Raw genomic sequence first — 14,302 nt, forward strand, 5'->3', positions numbered from 1 at the left:
GCGGCGTGGATCGCGGGCGTGGCCGCGATGGCCCGCGCGGGCGCCCGGGTCGTCGTCGACGAGGTCTTCCTGGGTGGCGCCGCCTCGCAGCGCCGGTGGCGGACGGCGCTGCGCGGCCTGGGCGTGCTGTGGGTCGGCGTCCGGTGCGACAGCGCCGTGGCCGCGGGCCGGGAGCTCGCGCGCGGCGACCGGGCCGTCGGGATGGCCGCGGCGCAGGCGGACCTGGTCCACCGCGGCGTGCTCTACGACCTGGAGGTGGACACGACCCGCACCGAGTCGATCGCATGCGCCCGCACCGTCGCGGCACACGTCGAGCGGACCTCCAACGGGTGATGGCCCCGGCGCGGCGGATCGTGGCACCGCCTGGCGCTTCGGGCGGAGGAGCGCCCGCCCGCCTGCGGCGCCCGGTCGGTCGCGGTCGCGCGCTGGAGAGGACTTCGACGGTGACCTCGCCGAGCGGTACGGCTACGTCAACCGCGCGGTCCCGGACGCCGACCTCGACGCGTTCGTCACGGCGTTCGCCCGCCGGGTGGCCGGGTTCGACCGGGCCGCGGTGGCCACGATGAAGGGCTGGGTCGACGCCATCACGCTGCCCGACGACAGCGAGTACCCGGAACAGTCGGCGTTCTTCGCCGCCCGGCTGGGCGGCCCCCGCTACCGGAGCTGGGCGGAGGGCGCCTTCGCGGCCGGCCTGCAGCAGGCGGGCGACCTGGAGGAGCGGCTCGGGACCCGGTCGGTCGAGTTCTAGCGCCCCGCCCCGCGGTCGAACGCCTCGCGGATGGTGGCCTCGGCCTCCGCGCGCGGCTGCCACCCGCGGATCTCGGACTCTTTCCCGGGCTCGAGCTGCTTGTAGACGTCGAAGAAGTGCCCGATCTCGGCCTGCAGGAACGGCCCCAGGTCGGGCAGGTCCGTGATGTGGTCGTAGCGCTGGTCTCCCGCCGGGACGCACAGCACCTTGGCGTCCGGGCCGCGCTCGTCGCTCATCCAGAACACGGCGACCGGCCGGACGCGGATCTGACAGCCCGGAAAGGTCGGGGCGTCGAGCAGCACCATCGCGTCGAGCGGGTCGCCGTCCTCCGCGAGCGTGTCGGGCACGAAGCCGTAGTCGGCCGGATACGCGGTGGCGGTGAACAGCGTGCGGTCGAGCCGGATCCGGCCGAGTCGCTGGTCCATCTCGTACTTGTTGCGCGATCCGGCGGGAATCTCGACGATCATGTCGAACTCCATGCGACCTCCCGCGCTTCCGCCCTGTCGAGCGTATGCCAGGAAGGCACCGCGGAGCCCGGCACGGCACGCCGGTGGCCTCAGTCGTCGACGTCGTGCCCGCGCACGTGCACGGTCTCACCGCGTCCGCGCAGCTCGTCCGTGACCTGTCCCTCGGTCATCGCCAGCAGGTGGGAGTCGACCGTGGCCTCCTCCTTGAGCCGCTCGTGCGTCGCGCGGACCCGTTCCTCGATCTCCGCCCGGTCGACGTCGGGGAACCGCACGGCCAGCGTGTCGACCTCGCGGCGCAGGGCGGTCTCCGGGTCGACGATGCCGTCCGTGCCGGCCGGCTCTGTCATCGCGCACCTCGATCCTCGTTGTCGTCCACGGTTCGCTGTGCCCGGCGCGCGGTCGTCGCATGCAGGAGCCGGCCATTCGTCACCTGAAGTTCACGAAGAAGGGTCGCGACCCTCACCGAACGGATCTCCCCGCGGGCCCTCTGACGGACGGACACAGCGGGTCGCGCGGGTCGCGGCAGAACGGCGACTGCCCGGGTGGGGTCGGCGCCGTGCCGTTGCCGGCCGCGGGATCGCCGATCAGCCGTACGCCGGTGGGGAACCGCTCGACCGGCTTGCCCTTGAGCGCCTTGTTCATGAACTGTTCGAAGATCTCGCCCGGTAGGCCGGCGCCGGTGATCCTGGTGCCGTCCTTCGTCCGCAGCGGCCTGGCGTCCGCTTTGTTGCCCACCCAGACCGCGGTCGCGAGCTGTGGGGTGTAGCCGACCATCCACGCGTCGCCGTTGTCCGCGCTGCGCGCGTTGAGCTCCCAGGTGCCCGTCTTCTCGCTCGCCGGCCGGCCGCCGGCGAGCACGTGGTGGGTGGTCTCCGGGTAGTCCTGGAGCACCTCGGTGACGTTGTCGGCGACCTCCCGGCTGATGGTCTGCCGCGGGTCCAGCTTCTCGCCGCCGACGGTCACCCAGCGCCCCTGCTGGTTCTGCTGCACCGAGATGACGAAGTGCGCCTTGTTGTAGACACCGCGGTTCGCGAACGTGGCCACGCCGTTGGCATGGTCGAGGACCGTGATCGGGTACTGCCCGTACCCGGTGATGCCGCTGAAGAACGGCGCGGGAGTGAGCTCGGCGGCCGGCCGCGCACCCAGGTCCACCGCCTCCTGATGGTCGGTCGCCCACATCGTGCGGACGCCGGCCCGGTGCGCCATGTCGATGACCTTGTCGGTGCCGACCTTCATGGTGAGGTGATAGAACGGGACGTTGTACGACTGGAGCGTCGCCGCCCGCAACGAGACGTTGTCACCGGGCCGGCGTCCCGCGTTCTGCACCTTGATCTCCGTACCCTCGATCGTGAAAGGGTTGGCCTTCCAGCGCGACTCGAGCGAGATCCCGTTGTTGAGCCCGGCGGCCAGCGTGTAGATCTTGAACGTCGATCCCGGCGGGTGACCACCGGTGACGTTGCCGGCGGCGTCCACGTTCCGGCCGGCGTAGTCGGTGCCCGTGCCGTTGTCGCCGCCGTAGTACGCGAGCACCCGCCCGGTCCGCGGGTCGACCGCGACCACCGCCGCCTGCAGGTTGGCCGGCTGGCCGTGGACCTGGGAACCCTTCCGCGAGCGCTGCGCCACGGCGACCGCGGCCGCCTGCGTCTTCGGGTCGATCGTCGTCCTGATCCGGTAGCCACCAGCCTGCAGCGCGTCCGAGCAGGTCGGCCCGCCCGGCTGGCCGCAGAGCCGCATGGCCGCCAGCTCCTCCTTGACGTAGTTGACGACGTTGCCCTGCGGGGTGTTCACGCCGCAGTCGATGGTGCAGGCCTTCGCGTCGAGCTTGCGCACCACCGGGTACGCCGTGGGTCGCGCCGCCGGCTCGAGCCAGCCCTGCTCGACCATCCCGTCGAGGACGTAGCTCCACCGGTCCTTCGCGGCCTGCGGGTTGACCGCCGGGTCGAAGCCCTTGTGCCCGGTGGCCCCGTCCGGGTCCGGCTGCTTGACCACAGCGGCGAGCACGGCCCCTTCGGCCACGTTCAGCTTGTCGACGTCCTTGCCGAAGTACGCCCGTGCCGCCGCCTGGATGCCCCACGCACCGCGTCCGAAGTAGATGATGTTCAGGTAGCGCACCATGATGGTCGGCGGGTCGAACTCCTTGGCCAGCTTGGAGGCCAGGATCGCCTCCTTGAGCTTGCGGGTGTAGCTCTCCTCGGTCAGGTTGCCGTAGGACTGCTGGCCGTCGTAGGCCCGGCGGGCGTACTGCTGGGTGATCGTCGAGGCGCCCTGTGTGTCGCCGCCGGTCGCGTTGTTGAGCGCCGCCCGCACGATGCCCGCGTAGTCGACGCCGCCCTTGCGGGTGAAGAACGAGCGGTCCTCGGCCGCGGCGACCTCCTTCATCAGGAAGTCCGGAATCCGGTCGGCGGCGACCAGTTCGCGGTTCGCCGAGCCGAGCTTGGCGATGACCGAGCCGTCGCTGGCGAGGATCGTGGTGGCCGACGGCGGGACGATGTCCTCGGGCGTCGGCACCTTGGTCGCGTACCAGCCGAACGTCGCCACGCCGACGCCGGCGAGCATCACGAAGACCGCGAAGCCGGCGACGACGAGGTTGACGCGCCTGCGCCGCCGGCGCGCTTTCGTCGGCGGCGGCGCGGCGGGGGAGACCGTCGCCCGGCCGATCGGGCGCGCCGGGACCCGCGCCCGGCCACGCGGTGAACCGGGCCCACCGTAGGAGTTCGTCATCGGGCTCGATGCTAGGAACCGTGCCGGCCCGCGATCGTCACCGCGACCGGGGACGAGGCGTCCCCCGCCCGGGGGACCGTCAGCGGTCCGTGCTCAGCCCGTGGCGGTGCGCGTACAACGCCGCCTGGATGCGGTCCCGGAGGCCGAGCTTGGCCAGGATCCGGGACACGTGCGTCTTGACGGTCTCGTCGCCGACGAACAGCCGCGCCCCGATCTCCGCGTTGGTGCACCCCGCGGCGAGCAGGACCAGCACCTCCCGCTCGCGGGCCGTCAGCCGGTCGAGCCCGGGCGCCTCCCGCACCGCCGGCGCGAGGGCCGCGGCGAACCTGGACGCCAGCCGGCGGGTCACCGAGGGGTCCACGACCGCGTCGCCGCGGGCGGCCACCCGGACCGCGCTGACCACCTCCTCCGGCGGAAGGCTCTTGAGCAGGAAGCCGCTCGCACCGGCGGCCAGCGCGCGGTGGACGTACTCGTCGGTGTCGTAGGTGGTGAGCATGAGCACGCGCGTCGTGGCCGCCGCCGGACCGGACAGGATCGCCTCGGCCGCCGCGAGCCCGTCGCGCACGGGCATCCGCACGTCGAGGATGGCCAGGTCCGGCCGCAGCCGCTCGGTCTCGGCGACGGCGGCCCGCCCGTCGGCGACCTCGGCGACGCAGTCGAGGTCCGGCTGCGTCTCCAGGACCGCCCGCAGCCCGGAGCGGAACATCGCGTGGTCGTCGGCGAGCAGGATCCGCATCAGTCTTCTCCCGTGGGCACGGTGACGGCGGTCTCCCAGCGCCGCCCGGTCGCGTCCGGGCCGAAGCTGACGGTGCCGTCGAACATCGCGGCTCTGGTCCGGACGCCGGCCAGTCCACGCCCGGTCCCCGCCAGCCGGGCGGCCGGCCCGATCCCGTTGCGGGCGACCAGGCTCACGGTGTCGGCCCCGTACCGGATCTCGAGGTCCGGCACGGTCCCGTCGCCGTGCCGCAGCGCGTTGGTCAGCATCTCCTGCGCGACCCGGTACAGCGCCACGTCGACCGCGCCGGGCAGCCTCCTCGCTCCACCATGGACGGTGAGGCGGACCGGCGTCGCCGCGACCAGCTCGTCGAGGTTGGCCAGGCCGGGCTGGCCGGCCCCGTCGGAGTTGCCGTGCAGCACGTCGAGCATCGTGCGCAGGTCCGCCATGGCGGCCCGGCTGGCCACCTCCACCGCCGACAGCGACCGGGCCACGGGCCCGCCGGCGCCGTCCCGCGCGTCGAGGCCGAGGCGGGCGGCGCCGGCGTGCACCCCGATCGCGCTGACGTGGTGGGAGATCACGTCGTGCAGGTCGCGGGCGATCACGGTGCGGTCCCGGGCAACCGCCGCCGCGACGCTCTCCCGGCGGTGGCGCAGCTCGTCGACGTGCGCCCGGCGGGCGGTGGTGTAACGCCCGACCAGCCAGGGCAGCACCGCGTTGGCGGCGACGGCGACGAGGACGGGCAGCGGCTCCGGGTCGGCCCCGAAGCACCGGCTGATGGCCGCGCCCGCGACCAGCGCGCCCAGCGACAGCGCCGCCGGCCAGCGGCGCAGCCAGGCTCCGGCCCGGTACCCGGCGATGAGGAACCCGACCTGGCGGTCCCCGACGGAGACCGGACCGCCACCGGTGCCGTGCAGGCTGACCACGCCCCAGACGGCCGCCGTGACGCCGACCCGGACCACCGCGTGGGCCAGCGCGACCCAGCCGGCCAGCCGGACGGGCAGCACCAGGGCCGCGTCGACGAGCACCACGAGCACGAGGAGGGCCGCGCCGACGGGCGACCGCAGCGGCAGGCCGCCCATCGCCATGGCGGCGGCGTCGACCGCCACACAGACGGCGGCGATCAGGACCGACTGCCCGGCCAGCGCCCGTTCGACGCCGCGCCCGCGGGCGGCGCCGAGCGAACCGGCGAGGCGTCGCGGCAGGCACACCCGTTCGATTATCCGTGCCCACGTCGCCGCCGGATCCCCCGGCCGGGGGAGCAGGCACGTGCCCGACCTCCGGTTGCGCCGGCAGGGCGTGGGTAAGCATGGGTTCAGCTCGTTCCGGGGGGTCATGATGCGCGTTCAGGGTTCAGTTGCGTTTGTTACCGGTGGGAACCGTGGTTTCGGCTTGGCCATGGCCGAGGAGCTCGGTGCCCGCGACGCCGCGAAGGTCTACGTCGGCGTGCGGGAACCGGCGGCCTTCGACCATCCGGGGATCACCCCGATCGCGCTCGACGTGACCAGCGACGAGTCGGTCGCGGCCGCCGCCGAGCAGTGTGCCGACGTCACGCTCCTGGTCAACAACGCGGGCACCGGAGGCGCGCACCCCGGCGGCGCCCTCGATCCTGAGCTGGTGCGGGCGGCCCAGCGGGTGGTGGACGTCAACCTCTACGGGTTGATCCGGACCTCCCAGGCACTCGCGCCGACGATCCTGCGCAACGGGGGCGGCGCCATCGTCAACGTCGTGTCGGACGAGGCGTGGTACGCCCTTCCCGTCATCGCGGCGTACTCGATGAGCAAGTCGGCCGCGTGGAGCTACACCAACGCGTTGCGGATGGACCTGCGCCCGCAAGGCGTGGAGGTGCTCAGCCTGCACGTCGGCTTCATGGACACGGACCTGGTGCGGGACCTCGACGTGCCGAAGGTGGATCCGCACGAGGTCGCGTCGACCACGCTCGACGGTCTGGAGCAGGGCAAGGAGGAGGTGATCGCGGACGAGCAGTCCCGCCGGGTCAAGCGCACACTGTCCACAGACGACGGTTACTACCTTCACCCGTCGGTGCTCGGCTGAGCCGGGCCCTGCCGCAGCTCGCGCAGGACGCCGTGGCGCTTGAGCTGCCAGACCAGGCGGCGCGCGTGGCGGTGACGGGCGAGCACGAGGGCCAGCTCGCCGATCATCCGCCAGCGCCGGCCGCGGAACTCGTCCTCCACGGCCCGCCACACGGCCGCCCGCAGGTGCGGTGACTCGAGCGCCGCGGCGAGCTCGGCCCGTACGGCGGCATCGTCCAATGCGGACACGATCGCGCGCGCCAGCTCCGGGCGGTCGGCCAGCGCCTCCGTGACGGTCGCCGAGACGTCCTGCCGGGCGTCGTCGGCGTCGACCAGCAGCAGGAGGGCGCGCCGGATCTCCGCCGTGTCCAGCGCCGACCGCACGAGACCGCGTACACGGCGGTCGACCTCGTGGTCGCGATCGTCGACGGCCAACGCCGCAAGCAGGGCGGTCACCTCGTCGAGGTCGATGAGGTGCCGCAGGCCGGCCCGGAATGCCGGTCGATCCCAGACGGACAGCAGCACCCGGACGAGGTTGCGGTTCATGCCCTCCACTACCCACGCACATCGGGCGTCACACGGGACCCCTGGTCCCCAACCGTCACGGCGCGGCGGAAACGCCGGGTAGCGTCGGTATGTCGACGGACGGGGGTACGGCGATGACGCCACGTGGCGACGGCCTGGACGCGATCCTGGCCGGGCGCGCCGTGCGCAGCGTCTACCAGCCGATCGTCGACCTCGCCCGCGACGAGGTCGTGGCGTTCGAGGCGCTGGCCCGCGGTCCCGCCGGATCGGCCTGGCACCGCCCACAGGCGTTGCTTGACGCGGCCCGCGCCTCCGGCCGGTTGGGCGAACTCGACTGGGTCTGCCGGGCCGCCGCCTACGACGGCGCGTTCGCCGCCGGCCTTCCGACCGCGCTGCCGTTGTTCGTCAACGTGGAGCCGGTCACCGCCGCCACGGACTGCCCACCGGACCTGCGCCCGCTGGTCGACCGGGCCGACGAGCGGCTGCGGGTCGTCGCCGAGGTGACCGAGCGGTCGGTGACCGACGACCCCGCCGGCCTGCTGACGGCGTTGGACGACTGGCGGTCCGCCGATCACCGGATGGCCCTCGACGACGTCGGCGCCGAGGCCGACAGCCAGGCCATGATGCCCCTGCTGGAGCCGGACATCATCAAGCTCGACCGGGCGGTCACCCGGGACCTGACCACGGCACACGCGGTGCGCGTGGTCGACGCCGCCCGGTCCGAGGCCGCCCGCACCGGGGCGCTGATCCTCGCCGAGGGCATCGAGACACCCGACCAGCTCGCGGCCGCGCGGGCGGCCGGGGCCACCCTGGGCCAGGGTTGGCTGCTCGGCCGCCCGGGCCCGTTGCCCGGCCGCCTCCTGGAGCCGACGGAGCAGCTGCCGCCGGGGCGTCCGGCCCGCCCGGGGGCGCCCGGCGCGACGCCGTTCGCCGTGGCGTCCGCGCGGCACCGGGCCGACCGCGCGTCGCGCGCCGCCATGCTCGGCCGCAGCCGCGCGCTGGAGGAGCGGGGGATCGCCGCCACCGAGCCGACGATCCTGCTGACGTCGTTCCAGGACGCGCGGCGGTTCGACCCTGCGACGCGGCGCCGCTACGAGAAGATCGCCGCGGAGGGCGTCTTCACGGCCGCCTTCGGCCGCCGGATGCCGGCGCACCCGGCGCGGCGGGTCCGGGGCTGCGAGATCCCGGGCGACGACCCGCTGGCCGGCGAGTGGACGGTCATCGTCGTCGGCAGCCGGTTCGCGAGCGGGGTGTTCGGGCGGCAACGCGACGCCGACAGCTACGACGTCGTCACCTCCACCGACCGCGACCTCGTGCTCGCGGCGGCCGCGACGCTCGCGCGCCGGCTGCAACCGGCCGGCCCGTAGAGCTTCCCGGCGGGCGGCGACGATGCCATCATTCCCGCATGGACGATCGTCGAACCGACCCGCACAGCGAACCCCACGACAGTGCCGCGATGAGCCGTCGAGCCTTCTTCGGCCGGACCTTCGCCCTGGCCGGCGGCACCGCCGCCGTGCTCGCCCTGACCGCCTGCCCGGGCGGCGACGATGACGACGACGATGACGATGACGACGACTAGGTTCCGCGCACGGGGTCGTGCCAGCCGCCGTGTGCTGACATGAGGTTGCGGGCCGGTTCCGGTCCCCAGGTCGCGGTGTCGTAGGAGATCGGCGCGGTGTGGTCCTCGAGCACCGGGTCGACGACCGCCCACGCCGCTTCCACGCCGGGCTCGGTGGTGAACAGCGAGGCGTCGCCGACCAGGGCGTCACCGAGCAGCCGCTCGTAGGGCGGCACGTCCGCCACCGCGGGCCGGTCCAGCGCCGCGAGCTCGACGTCCGCTCCGGACATGGTCTCGCCCGGAGCCCGGACCGTGACACCCAGCGAGATCACGCCCTCGGGGCTCAGCCGGAACCGCACGTGGTTGGGCGGATGGTCGCGGTCCGCCGCGGTGAGCGTCGCCGGCGGCCGGCGCAGGCGCACCACCACCTCGGTGGCCGTCACGGGCAGGCACTTCCCGGCGCGCACGAAGAACGGCACGCCGGCCCACCGCCACGTGTCGACATGGGCGCGCAGCGCCACGAACGTCTCGACCGTCGAACCGGTGGCCACTCCCGGCTCGTCGCGGTAGCCGGCGAACTGGCCACGGACCACGTCGTTGCGGCGCAGCGGCGGGATCGCCCGCAACACCTTGATCTTCTCGTCGCGGACGTCCTGATGCCCGTACCCCGCCGGCGGTTCCATCGCCACCAGGCTCAGCACCTGGAGCAGGTGGTTCTGCACCACGTCGCGGACCGTGCCGGTCTGGTCGTAGAACGCGCCCCGCCCGGTGACACCGAACTCCTCGGCCATGGTGATCTGCACCGAGTCGACGTAGTGCCGGTTCCAGAAGGGTTCGAGCAGCGCGTTGGCGAACCGGAAGTACAGCAGGCCGAGCACGGCCTCCTTGCCGAGGAAATGGTCGATGCGGTAGATCGCCTCCTCGGGGAACACCTGGTGCAGCACGGCGTTCAGCTCACGCGCCGACGCGAGGTCGTGCCCGAACGGCTTCTCGACGACCACGCGGCCACCGTCGGCGCAGCCGGAGTCGTGCAGCGCCGTCACCACGGTCCCGAACAGCGCCGGCGGGATCGCCAGGTAGAACAGGGGAGCCCGGGCGGATGCCGAGCCCAGCTCGGTGTGCAGCGCCCGGAAGGTGGCCGGGTCGGCGTAGTCCCCGTCCACGTAGCGCAGCCGGTCGGTCAGCCCGCGCACGGTGCCGGGGTCGGTGACCCCGGCCGCCGCCAGGCTCTGCTGGGCCCGCTCGACCAGCTGCTGCCGGTCCCATCCGGACTTGGCGACCCCGATCACCGGCAGGTCGAGCCGGCCCTTCGCGGCCAGACCCGCCAGGGCCGGAAAGATCTGCTTGTACGCGAGGTCGCCGGTGGCGCCGAAGAACACCAGCGCGTCGGCGGCGCCGTGCCTGTCTGCCATGACCACGCGCCGTCCCCCCGTCGAAAGGCGAAGTCATGGTCATTCTCGCGCCTGCGGCCCCTCCGCGACGGTGGTTCGGCCCAACGGCGGCGCTGGTCAGCCCTTCATGGCGCGGTAGCGGCGGATGAGCGCGTTGGTCGACGAGTCGTGGTCGAGCTCCGGCTCGGTGTCGCTGGTCAGCTCGGGAATAGTCTTGGCGGCCAGGGCCTTGCCGAGCTCGACGCCCCACTGGTCGAACGAGTCGATGCCCCAGATCGTCCCCTGCGTGAAGACGCTGTGCTCGTAGAGCGCGACCAGGGCGCCGAGGAGCCGGGGGGTGAGCCGCTCGGCCAGCAGCACGTTGGTCGGCCGGTTGCCCTCCATGACCCGGTGCGGCACGACGTCGGCCGGCGTGCCCTCCGCGCGTACCTCCTCCTCGGTCTTGCCGAAGGCCAGCGCCTGCGCCTGGGCGAACACGTTGGACATCAGCAGGTCGTGGTGCTCGCCGAGCGGGTTGAGGGTCTGCCCGAACCCGATCAGGTCGACCGGGATGAGCCGGGTGCCCTGGTGGATCAGCTGGTAGAAGCTGTGCTGGCCGTTGGTGCCCGGCTCGCCCCAGTAGACCGGGCCGGTGTCGTAGTCGACCGGCTCCCCGTCGCGGGTGACGTGCTTGCCGTTGGACTCCATCGTGAGCTGCTGGAGATAGGCCGGGAACCGCTTCAGGTACTGCTCGTACGGCATCACGCCGATGCTCTGCGTGCCGAAGAAGTTGACGTACCAGACGGCGAGCAGGCCCATCAGCGCCGGCAGGTTCTCGTCGAGCGGCGCGGTGCGGAAGTGCTCGTCCATCTCGTGGAAACCGGCCAGCAGCTCCGCGAAGCCGGCCGGGCCGACGGCGACCATCGTGGACAGTCCGATGGCCGAGTCCATGGAGTAGCGGCCGCCGACCCAGTCCCAGAATCCGAACATGTTGGCGGTGTCGATGCCGAACTCGGAGACGCGCTGCGCGTTGGTGGACACCGCGACGAAGTGCTTGGCGATCGCCGCCTCGTCACCGAGCCGCTCGATGCACCAGTCCCGCGCGGAGTGGGCGTTGGTCAGCGTCTCCAGTGTGCCGAAGGTCTTGGAGGAGATGACGAACAGCGTCTCGTCGGCCGCGAGGTCCCGGGTCGCCTCGACGAAGTCCGTCGAGTCCACGTTGGACACGAAGCGGAACGTCAGGTCGCGGTCGGTGTACTGGCGCAGGGCCTCGTACGCCATGACCGGGCCGAGATCCGAGCCGCCGATGCCGATGTTGACGATGTTGCGGATGGGCTTGCCGGTGTGCCCGCGCCACTCGCCCGACCGGACCCGCTCGGCGAACGCGGCCATCCGGTCGAGCACCTCGTGCACCTGGGCCACCACGTCGACGCCGTCGACGACCAGCGTGCTGCCCTTGGGCATGCGCAGTGCCACGTGCAGGACGGAGCGGTGCTCGGAGGTGTTGATGGGCGCGCCGGAGAACATCAGGTCGCGCCGCTGCTCCAGGTCGCACTCGCGGGCCAGTTGGACGAGCAGCCGTACGGTCTCGTCGGTGATCCGGTTCTTGGAGTAGTCGAGGTAGAGGCCCGCCGCCTCCGCGGTCAGCCGCTCACCGCGGCCCGGATCCGCCGCGAACAGCTCCCGCAGGTGCCGACCGCCGATCTCCGCGTGGTGTGCGGCGAGCGCCTGCCAGGCGGGTCGCCCGGTCAGCGGTGTGGTCGGCATGGTCCCCCCGATCCGGTCGGCCGGCTCCGGCGAGCCCGGTCCAAGTGCCAGATGTTACCGCCGTGCCGTCATCCGTCGGGCGTGAATCACCCGCCTGCGGACGTGCGGAAGATCATCGTGATGTAGTCGGGCGCGGGTGGGGTATGAGGTGGGCAGAGAGGGGACGTGGCCATGAACCAGGAGCAGATGGACAAGGTGGCCGGCGGCAGCGGCTTCGTCGCCGCCCTCGACCAGAGCGGTGGCAGCACGCCCAAGGCACTCGCGTTGTACGGCGTGCCCGAGTCGGCGTACGACACCGACGCGGAGATGTTCGACCTCATGCACGAGTTCCGCGCCCGGCTGATCACCTCGCCCGGGTTCGACGGGGACCGCATCCTCGCCGCGATCCTCTTCGAGCAGACGATGGACCGCGACATCGCCGGCACGCCCGCGCCGACGTACCTCTGGGAACGCGAGCGGGTGGTGCCGTTCGTCAAGGTCGACGAAGGGCTCGCGGGGGAGGGCGACGGCGTGCGGCTGATGAAGCCGTTCACGAAGCTCGACGGTCTGCTGGAGCGCGCACAGGCGCGGCAGGTGTTCGGCACGAAGATGCGGTCGTTCATCGCCCGGGCCGACCCCGGCGGCATCGCGGCGGTCCTGGACCAGCAGTTCGGGTATGCCGGCCAGATCCTCGACGCCGGCGTGGTGCCGATCCTCGAACCCGAGGTCGACATCGAGAGCCCGGAGAAGGCGGAGGCCGAAGGGCTGCTCGCGGCGGGCATCGCGGACCGCCTGTCGAGCGTGCCCGACGGGCGGCAGGTGATGCTCAAGCTCTCGATCCCGACCCAGGACGACCTCTATCTCGACCTGATCCGGCATCCGAAGGTGCTGCGGGTGGTGGCCCTGTCGGGCGGCTACACCCGTGCGGAGGCCGTCACCCGGCTCGCGCGCAACCACCTGCTGATCGCCAGCTTCTCCCGGGCGTTCACGGAGGGCCTCGAGCGGGGGCAGAGCGACGAGGAGTTCGACCGCATCCTCGACGGGTCGATCGCCGAGATCTACGCCGCCTCGACCACCTGATCCCAGTTCCGGAAAACTTCCGGACGGCACTTGAGCGGTTAAGCACCAGTCTGCCCATCGCCTTGCTACGCGCCCTGCGGCGATGGGATATCCGCACGTCAGACCGCTGGCGATGCACCCTGCGCTGCAACAGGCATCCGGAAAGTTCCGGAAGTCGTTGACGCCTCCGAACCGCCGCTGTAATACTCCGAATCTATCGCGATCGATGCAACGTCCCAGGTCGAGACCTCGGTCACCCGCCCCACCTCCTGCCCACCTGCGGCCCCTCGCTGGCCTCGTGCCAGCCGTCAGTAGAAGGAAGTAGGCAGATGAGCGACACGCACACCACACCGAGGAGGCGCGGCCGCCTGCGGCTGCTCGTCGGCGTCGCGAGCGCCGCGGTGCTGGCCGTGAGCGGCACGACGATGCTGGCACCCAGCGCGTACGCCGAGGCCGACCGGACCGTCAGTTCGAACAGCACCGGCACGCACAACGGGTACTTCTTCTCGTTCTGGAAAGACAGCGGCAACGCCAGCATGACGCTGCGCGCCGACGGCCGGTACTCCAGCCAGTGGGGTAGCGGCACCAACAACTGGGTCGGCGGCAAGGGTTGGGCCACCGGCAGTCGCAGGACGATCACCTACTCGGGCTCGTACAGCCCGAACGGCAACAGCTACCTCGCCCTGTACGGCTGGACGCGCAACCCGCTCATCGAGTACTACGTGGTGGAGAACTTCGGCACGTACAACCCGAGCACGGGCGCCACCCGGGTCGGCTCGGTCACCACCGACGGTGGCACCTACGACCTGTACCGCACGCAGCGGGTCAACCAGCCCTCGATCGACGGCACGGCGACGTTCTACCAGTACTGGAGCGTCCGCCAGCAGAAGCGCACCGGCGGCACGATCACCACCGCCAACCACTTCGACGCCTGGGCGAGGGCCGGCCTGAACCTCGGCAGCAACCACAGCTACCAGATCATGGCTACCGAGGGCTACCAGAGCAGTGGCAGCTCCGACATCACCGTCCGCGAAGGCAGCGGCGGCGGCAACCCCGGCGGGCCCACCACCCCGCCGCCGCAGGGCGGCAACTGCACGGCCACCCTCTCCGCGGGCCAGCAGTGGGGTGACCGGTTCAACCTGAACGTCGCGGTCAGCGGCGCCAGCAACTGGGTCGTCACCCTCAACCTGAACGGCGGCCAGACCCTGCAGAACAGCTGGAGCGCCTCGGTCAGCGGCACGAGCGGCACCATCACCGCCCGCCCGAACGGCAGTGGCAACAACTTCGGCATCACGGTCATGGCCAACGGCAACTGGACGTGGCCGACGGTCACGTGCCGCACCGGCTGACATCCCGCACC

Annotated in this window: 14 protein-coding genes and 1 pseudogene; 7 read left to right on the forward strand and 8 right to left on the reverse strand. The window is 72.2% G+C overall.

Annotated elements, in window-relative coordinates:
* Both AB0H87_RS26100 and AB0H87_RS26105 read left to right on the forward strand, forming a co-directional pair.
* A pseudogene (locus AB0H87_RS26100) lies at positions 1-333 on the forward strand (chloramphenicol phosphotransferase); the annotation flags it as partial.
* Positions 334-529: 196 nt separating this feature from the next.
* The gene (locus AB0H87_RS26105; RefSeq protein WP_360150796.1) at positions 530-748 is read left to right on the forward strand and encodes a hypothetical protein; all 219 of its coding nucleotides are present in this window, start codon (positions 530-532) and stop codon (positions 746-748) included.
* On the opposite strand, the gene AB0H87_RS26110 is transcribed toward AB0H87_RS26105, so the two are convergent.
* The 5 genes from AB0H87_RS26110 to AB0H87_RS26130 form a co-directional block, all read right to left on the reverse strand.
* Positions 745-1,227: an inorganic diphosphatase gene (locus AB0H87_RS26110; RefSeq protein ID WP_360150799.1), complete on the reverse strand. Its 483-nt coding sequence runs from the start codon at positions 1,225-1,227 to the stop codon at positions 745-747. The two genes, AB0H87_RS26105 and AB0H87_RS26110, sit on opposite strands and share 4 nt — an antisense overlap.
* 77 nt (positions 1,228-1,304) lie before the next feature.
* Positions 1,305-1,562 (reverse strand): three-helix bundle dimerization domain-containing protein, encoded by a 258-nt coding sequence (locus tag AB0H87_RS26115; RefSeq protein ID WP_360150802.1) that lies wholly within the window; start codon positions 1,560-1,562, stop codon positions 1,305-1,307.
* A 112-nt stretch (positions 1,563-1,674) separates the two neighbouring features.
* Positions 1,675-3,936, reverse strand: a complete 2,262-nt coding sequence (locus tag AB0H87_RS26120; protein WP_360150805.1) for a transglycosylase domain-containing protein — start codon at positions 3,934-3,936, stop codon at positions 1,675-1,677.
* A gap of 79 nt (positions 3,937-4,015) precedes the next feature.
* Positions 4,016-4,672: a response regulator transcription factor gene (locus AB0H87_RS26125; protein WP_360150808.1), complete on the reverse strand. Its 657-nt coding sequence runs from the start codon at positions 4,670-4,672 to the stop codon at positions 4,016-4,018.
* Entirely contained in the window at positions 4,672-5,862 is a 1,191-nt protein-coding gene (locus AB0H87_RS26130) for a histidine kinase (protein ID WP_360150811.1), read from the reverse strand. The genes AB0H87_RS26125 and AB0H87_RS26130 overlap by 1 nt, the downstream gene beginning before the upstream one ends.
* 127 nt (positions 5,863-5,989) lie before the next feature.
* Here AB0H87_RS26130 and AB0H87_RS26135 point away from each other — a divergent pair, with 127 nt between their 5' ends.
* Positions 5,990-6,706 (forward strand): SDR family oxidoreductase, encoded by a 717-nt coding sequence (locus AB0H87_RS26135; protein ID WP_360150835.1) that lies wholly within the window; start codon positions 5,990-5,992, stop codon positions 6,704-6,706.
* Here AB0H87_RS26135 and AB0H87_RS26140 read toward each other — a convergent pair.
* Complete coding sequence (locus tag AB0H87_RS26140) at positions 6,685-7,230, reverse strand: hypothetical protein (RefSeq protein WP_360150814.1); 546 nt, start codon at positions 7,228-7,230, stop codon at positions 6,685-6,687. The two genes, AB0H87_RS26135 and AB0H87_RS26140, sit on opposite strands and share 22 nt — an antisense overlap.
* Positions 7,231-7,343: 113 nt before the next feature.
* On the opposite strand from AB0H87_RS26140, the gene AB0H87_RS26145 reads away from it, so the two are divergent.
* Positions 7,344-8,576, forward strand: coding sequence for an EAL domain-containing protein (locus AB0H87_RS26145; protein ID WP_360150817.1), 1,233 nt, complete (start codon positions 7,344-7,346; stop codon positions 8,574-8,576).
* Positions 8,577-8,614: 38 nt separating this feature from the next.
* On the forward strand, positions 8,615-8,788 hold the full coding sequence (locus AB0H87_RS26150) for a hypothetical protein (RefSeq protein ID WP_360150820.1): 174 nt from the start codon (positions 8,615-8,617) through the stop codon (positions 8,786-8,788).
* Here AB0H87_RS26150 and zwf read toward each other — a convergent pair.
* Positions 8,785-10,179, reverse strand: coding sequence for a glucose-6-phosphate dehydrogenase (gene zwf / locus AB0H87_RS26155; RefSeq protein ID WP_360150823.1), 1,395 nt, complete (start codon positions 10,177-10,179; stop codon positions 8,785-8,787). The two genes, AB0H87_RS26150 and zwf, sit on opposite strands and share 4 nt — an antisense overlap.
* A 96-nt stretch (positions 10,180-10,275) precedes the next feature.
* Complete coding sequence (pgi, locus tag AB0H87_RS26160) at positions 10,276-11,904, reverse strand: glucose-6-phosphate isomerase (RefSeq protein ID WP_360150826.1); 1,629 nt, start codon at positions 11,902-11,904, stop codon at positions 10,276-10,278.
* Positions 11,905-12,075: 171 nt separating this feature from the next.
* Here pgi and AB0H87_RS26165 point away from each other — a divergent pair, with 171 nt between their 5' ends.
* Both AB0H87_RS26165 and AB0H87_RS26170 read left to right on the forward strand, forming a co-directional pair.
* A complete protein-coding gene (locus tag AB0H87_RS26165; protein ID WP_360150829.1) occupies positions 12,076-12,963 on the forward strand; it encodes a fructose bisphosphate aldolase in 888 nt (295 codons plus the stop codon).
* 308 nt (positions 12,964-13,271) lie between these two features.
* On the forward strand, positions 13,272-14,291 hold the full coding sequence (locus AB0H87_RS26170) for a glycoside hydrolase family 11 protein (RefSeq protein ID WP_360150832.1): 1,020 nt from the start codon (positions 13,272-13,274) through the stop codon (positions 14,289-14,291).
* Positions 14,292-14,302: the final 11 nt, after the last annotated feature.

It is taken from the genome of Asanoa sp. NPDC050611 (assembly GCF_040654855.1).
GTDB lineage: Bacteria > Actinomycetota > Actinomycetes > Mycobacteriales > Micromonosporaceae > Asanoa.

What these genes read in the sequence shown, in the direction of transcription:
- AB0H87_RS26170 (WP_360150832.1), top strand. Translation starts at nt 13,272, where the DNA reads ATGAGCGACACGCACACCACACCGAGGAGGCGCGGCCGCCTGCGGCTG.
- AB0H87_RS26145 (WP_360150817.1), top strand. Translation starts at nt 7,344, where the DNA reads ATGACGCCACGTGGCGACGGCCTGGACGCGATCCTGGCCGGGCGCGCC.
- AB0H87_RS26125 (WP_360150808.1), bottom strand. Translation starts at nt 4,672, where the DNA reads ATGCGGATCCTGCTCGCCGACGACCACGCGATGTTCCGCTCCGGGCTG.
- pgi (WP_360150826.1), bottom strand. Translation starts at nt 11,904, where the DNA reads ATGCCGACCACACCGCTGACCGGGCGACCCGCCTGGCAGGCGCTCGCC.
- AB0H87_RS26120 (WP_360150805.1), bottom strand. Translation starts at nt 3,936, where the DNA reads ATGACGAACTCCTACGGTGGGCCCGGTTCACCGCGTGGCCGGGCGCGG.
- AB0H87_RS26135 (WP_360150835.1), top strand. Translation starts at nt 5,990, where the DNA reads ATGCGCGTTCAGGGTTCAGTTGCGTTTGTTACCGGTGGGAACCGTGGT.
- AB0H87_RS26150 (WP_360150820.1), top strand. Translation starts at nt 8,615, where the DNA reads ATGGACGATCGTCGAACCGACCCGCACAGCGAACCCCACGACAGTGCC.
- AB0H87_RS26165 (WP_360150829.1), top strand. Translation starts at nt 12,076, where the DNA reads ATGAACCAGGAGCAGATGGACAAGGTGGCCGGCGGCAGCGGCTTCGTC.
- zwf (WP_360150823.1), bottom strand. Translation starts at nt 10,179, where the DNA reads ATGGCAGACAGGCACGGCGCCGCCGACGCGCTGGTGTTCTTCGGCGCC.
- AB0H87_RS26115 (WP_360150802.1), bottom strand. Translation starts at nt 1,562, where the DNA reads ATGACAGAGCCGGCCGGCACGGACGGCATCGTCGACCCGGAGACCGCC.
- AB0H87_RS26110 (WP_360150799.1), bottom strand. Translation starts at nt 1,227, where the DNA reads ATGGAGTTCGACATGATCGTCGAGATTCCCGCCGGATCGCGCAACAAG.
- AB0H87_RS26140 (WP_360150814.1), bottom strand. Translation starts at nt 7,230, where the DNA reads ATGAACCGCAACCTCGTCCGGGTGCTGCTGTCCGTCTGGGATCGACCG.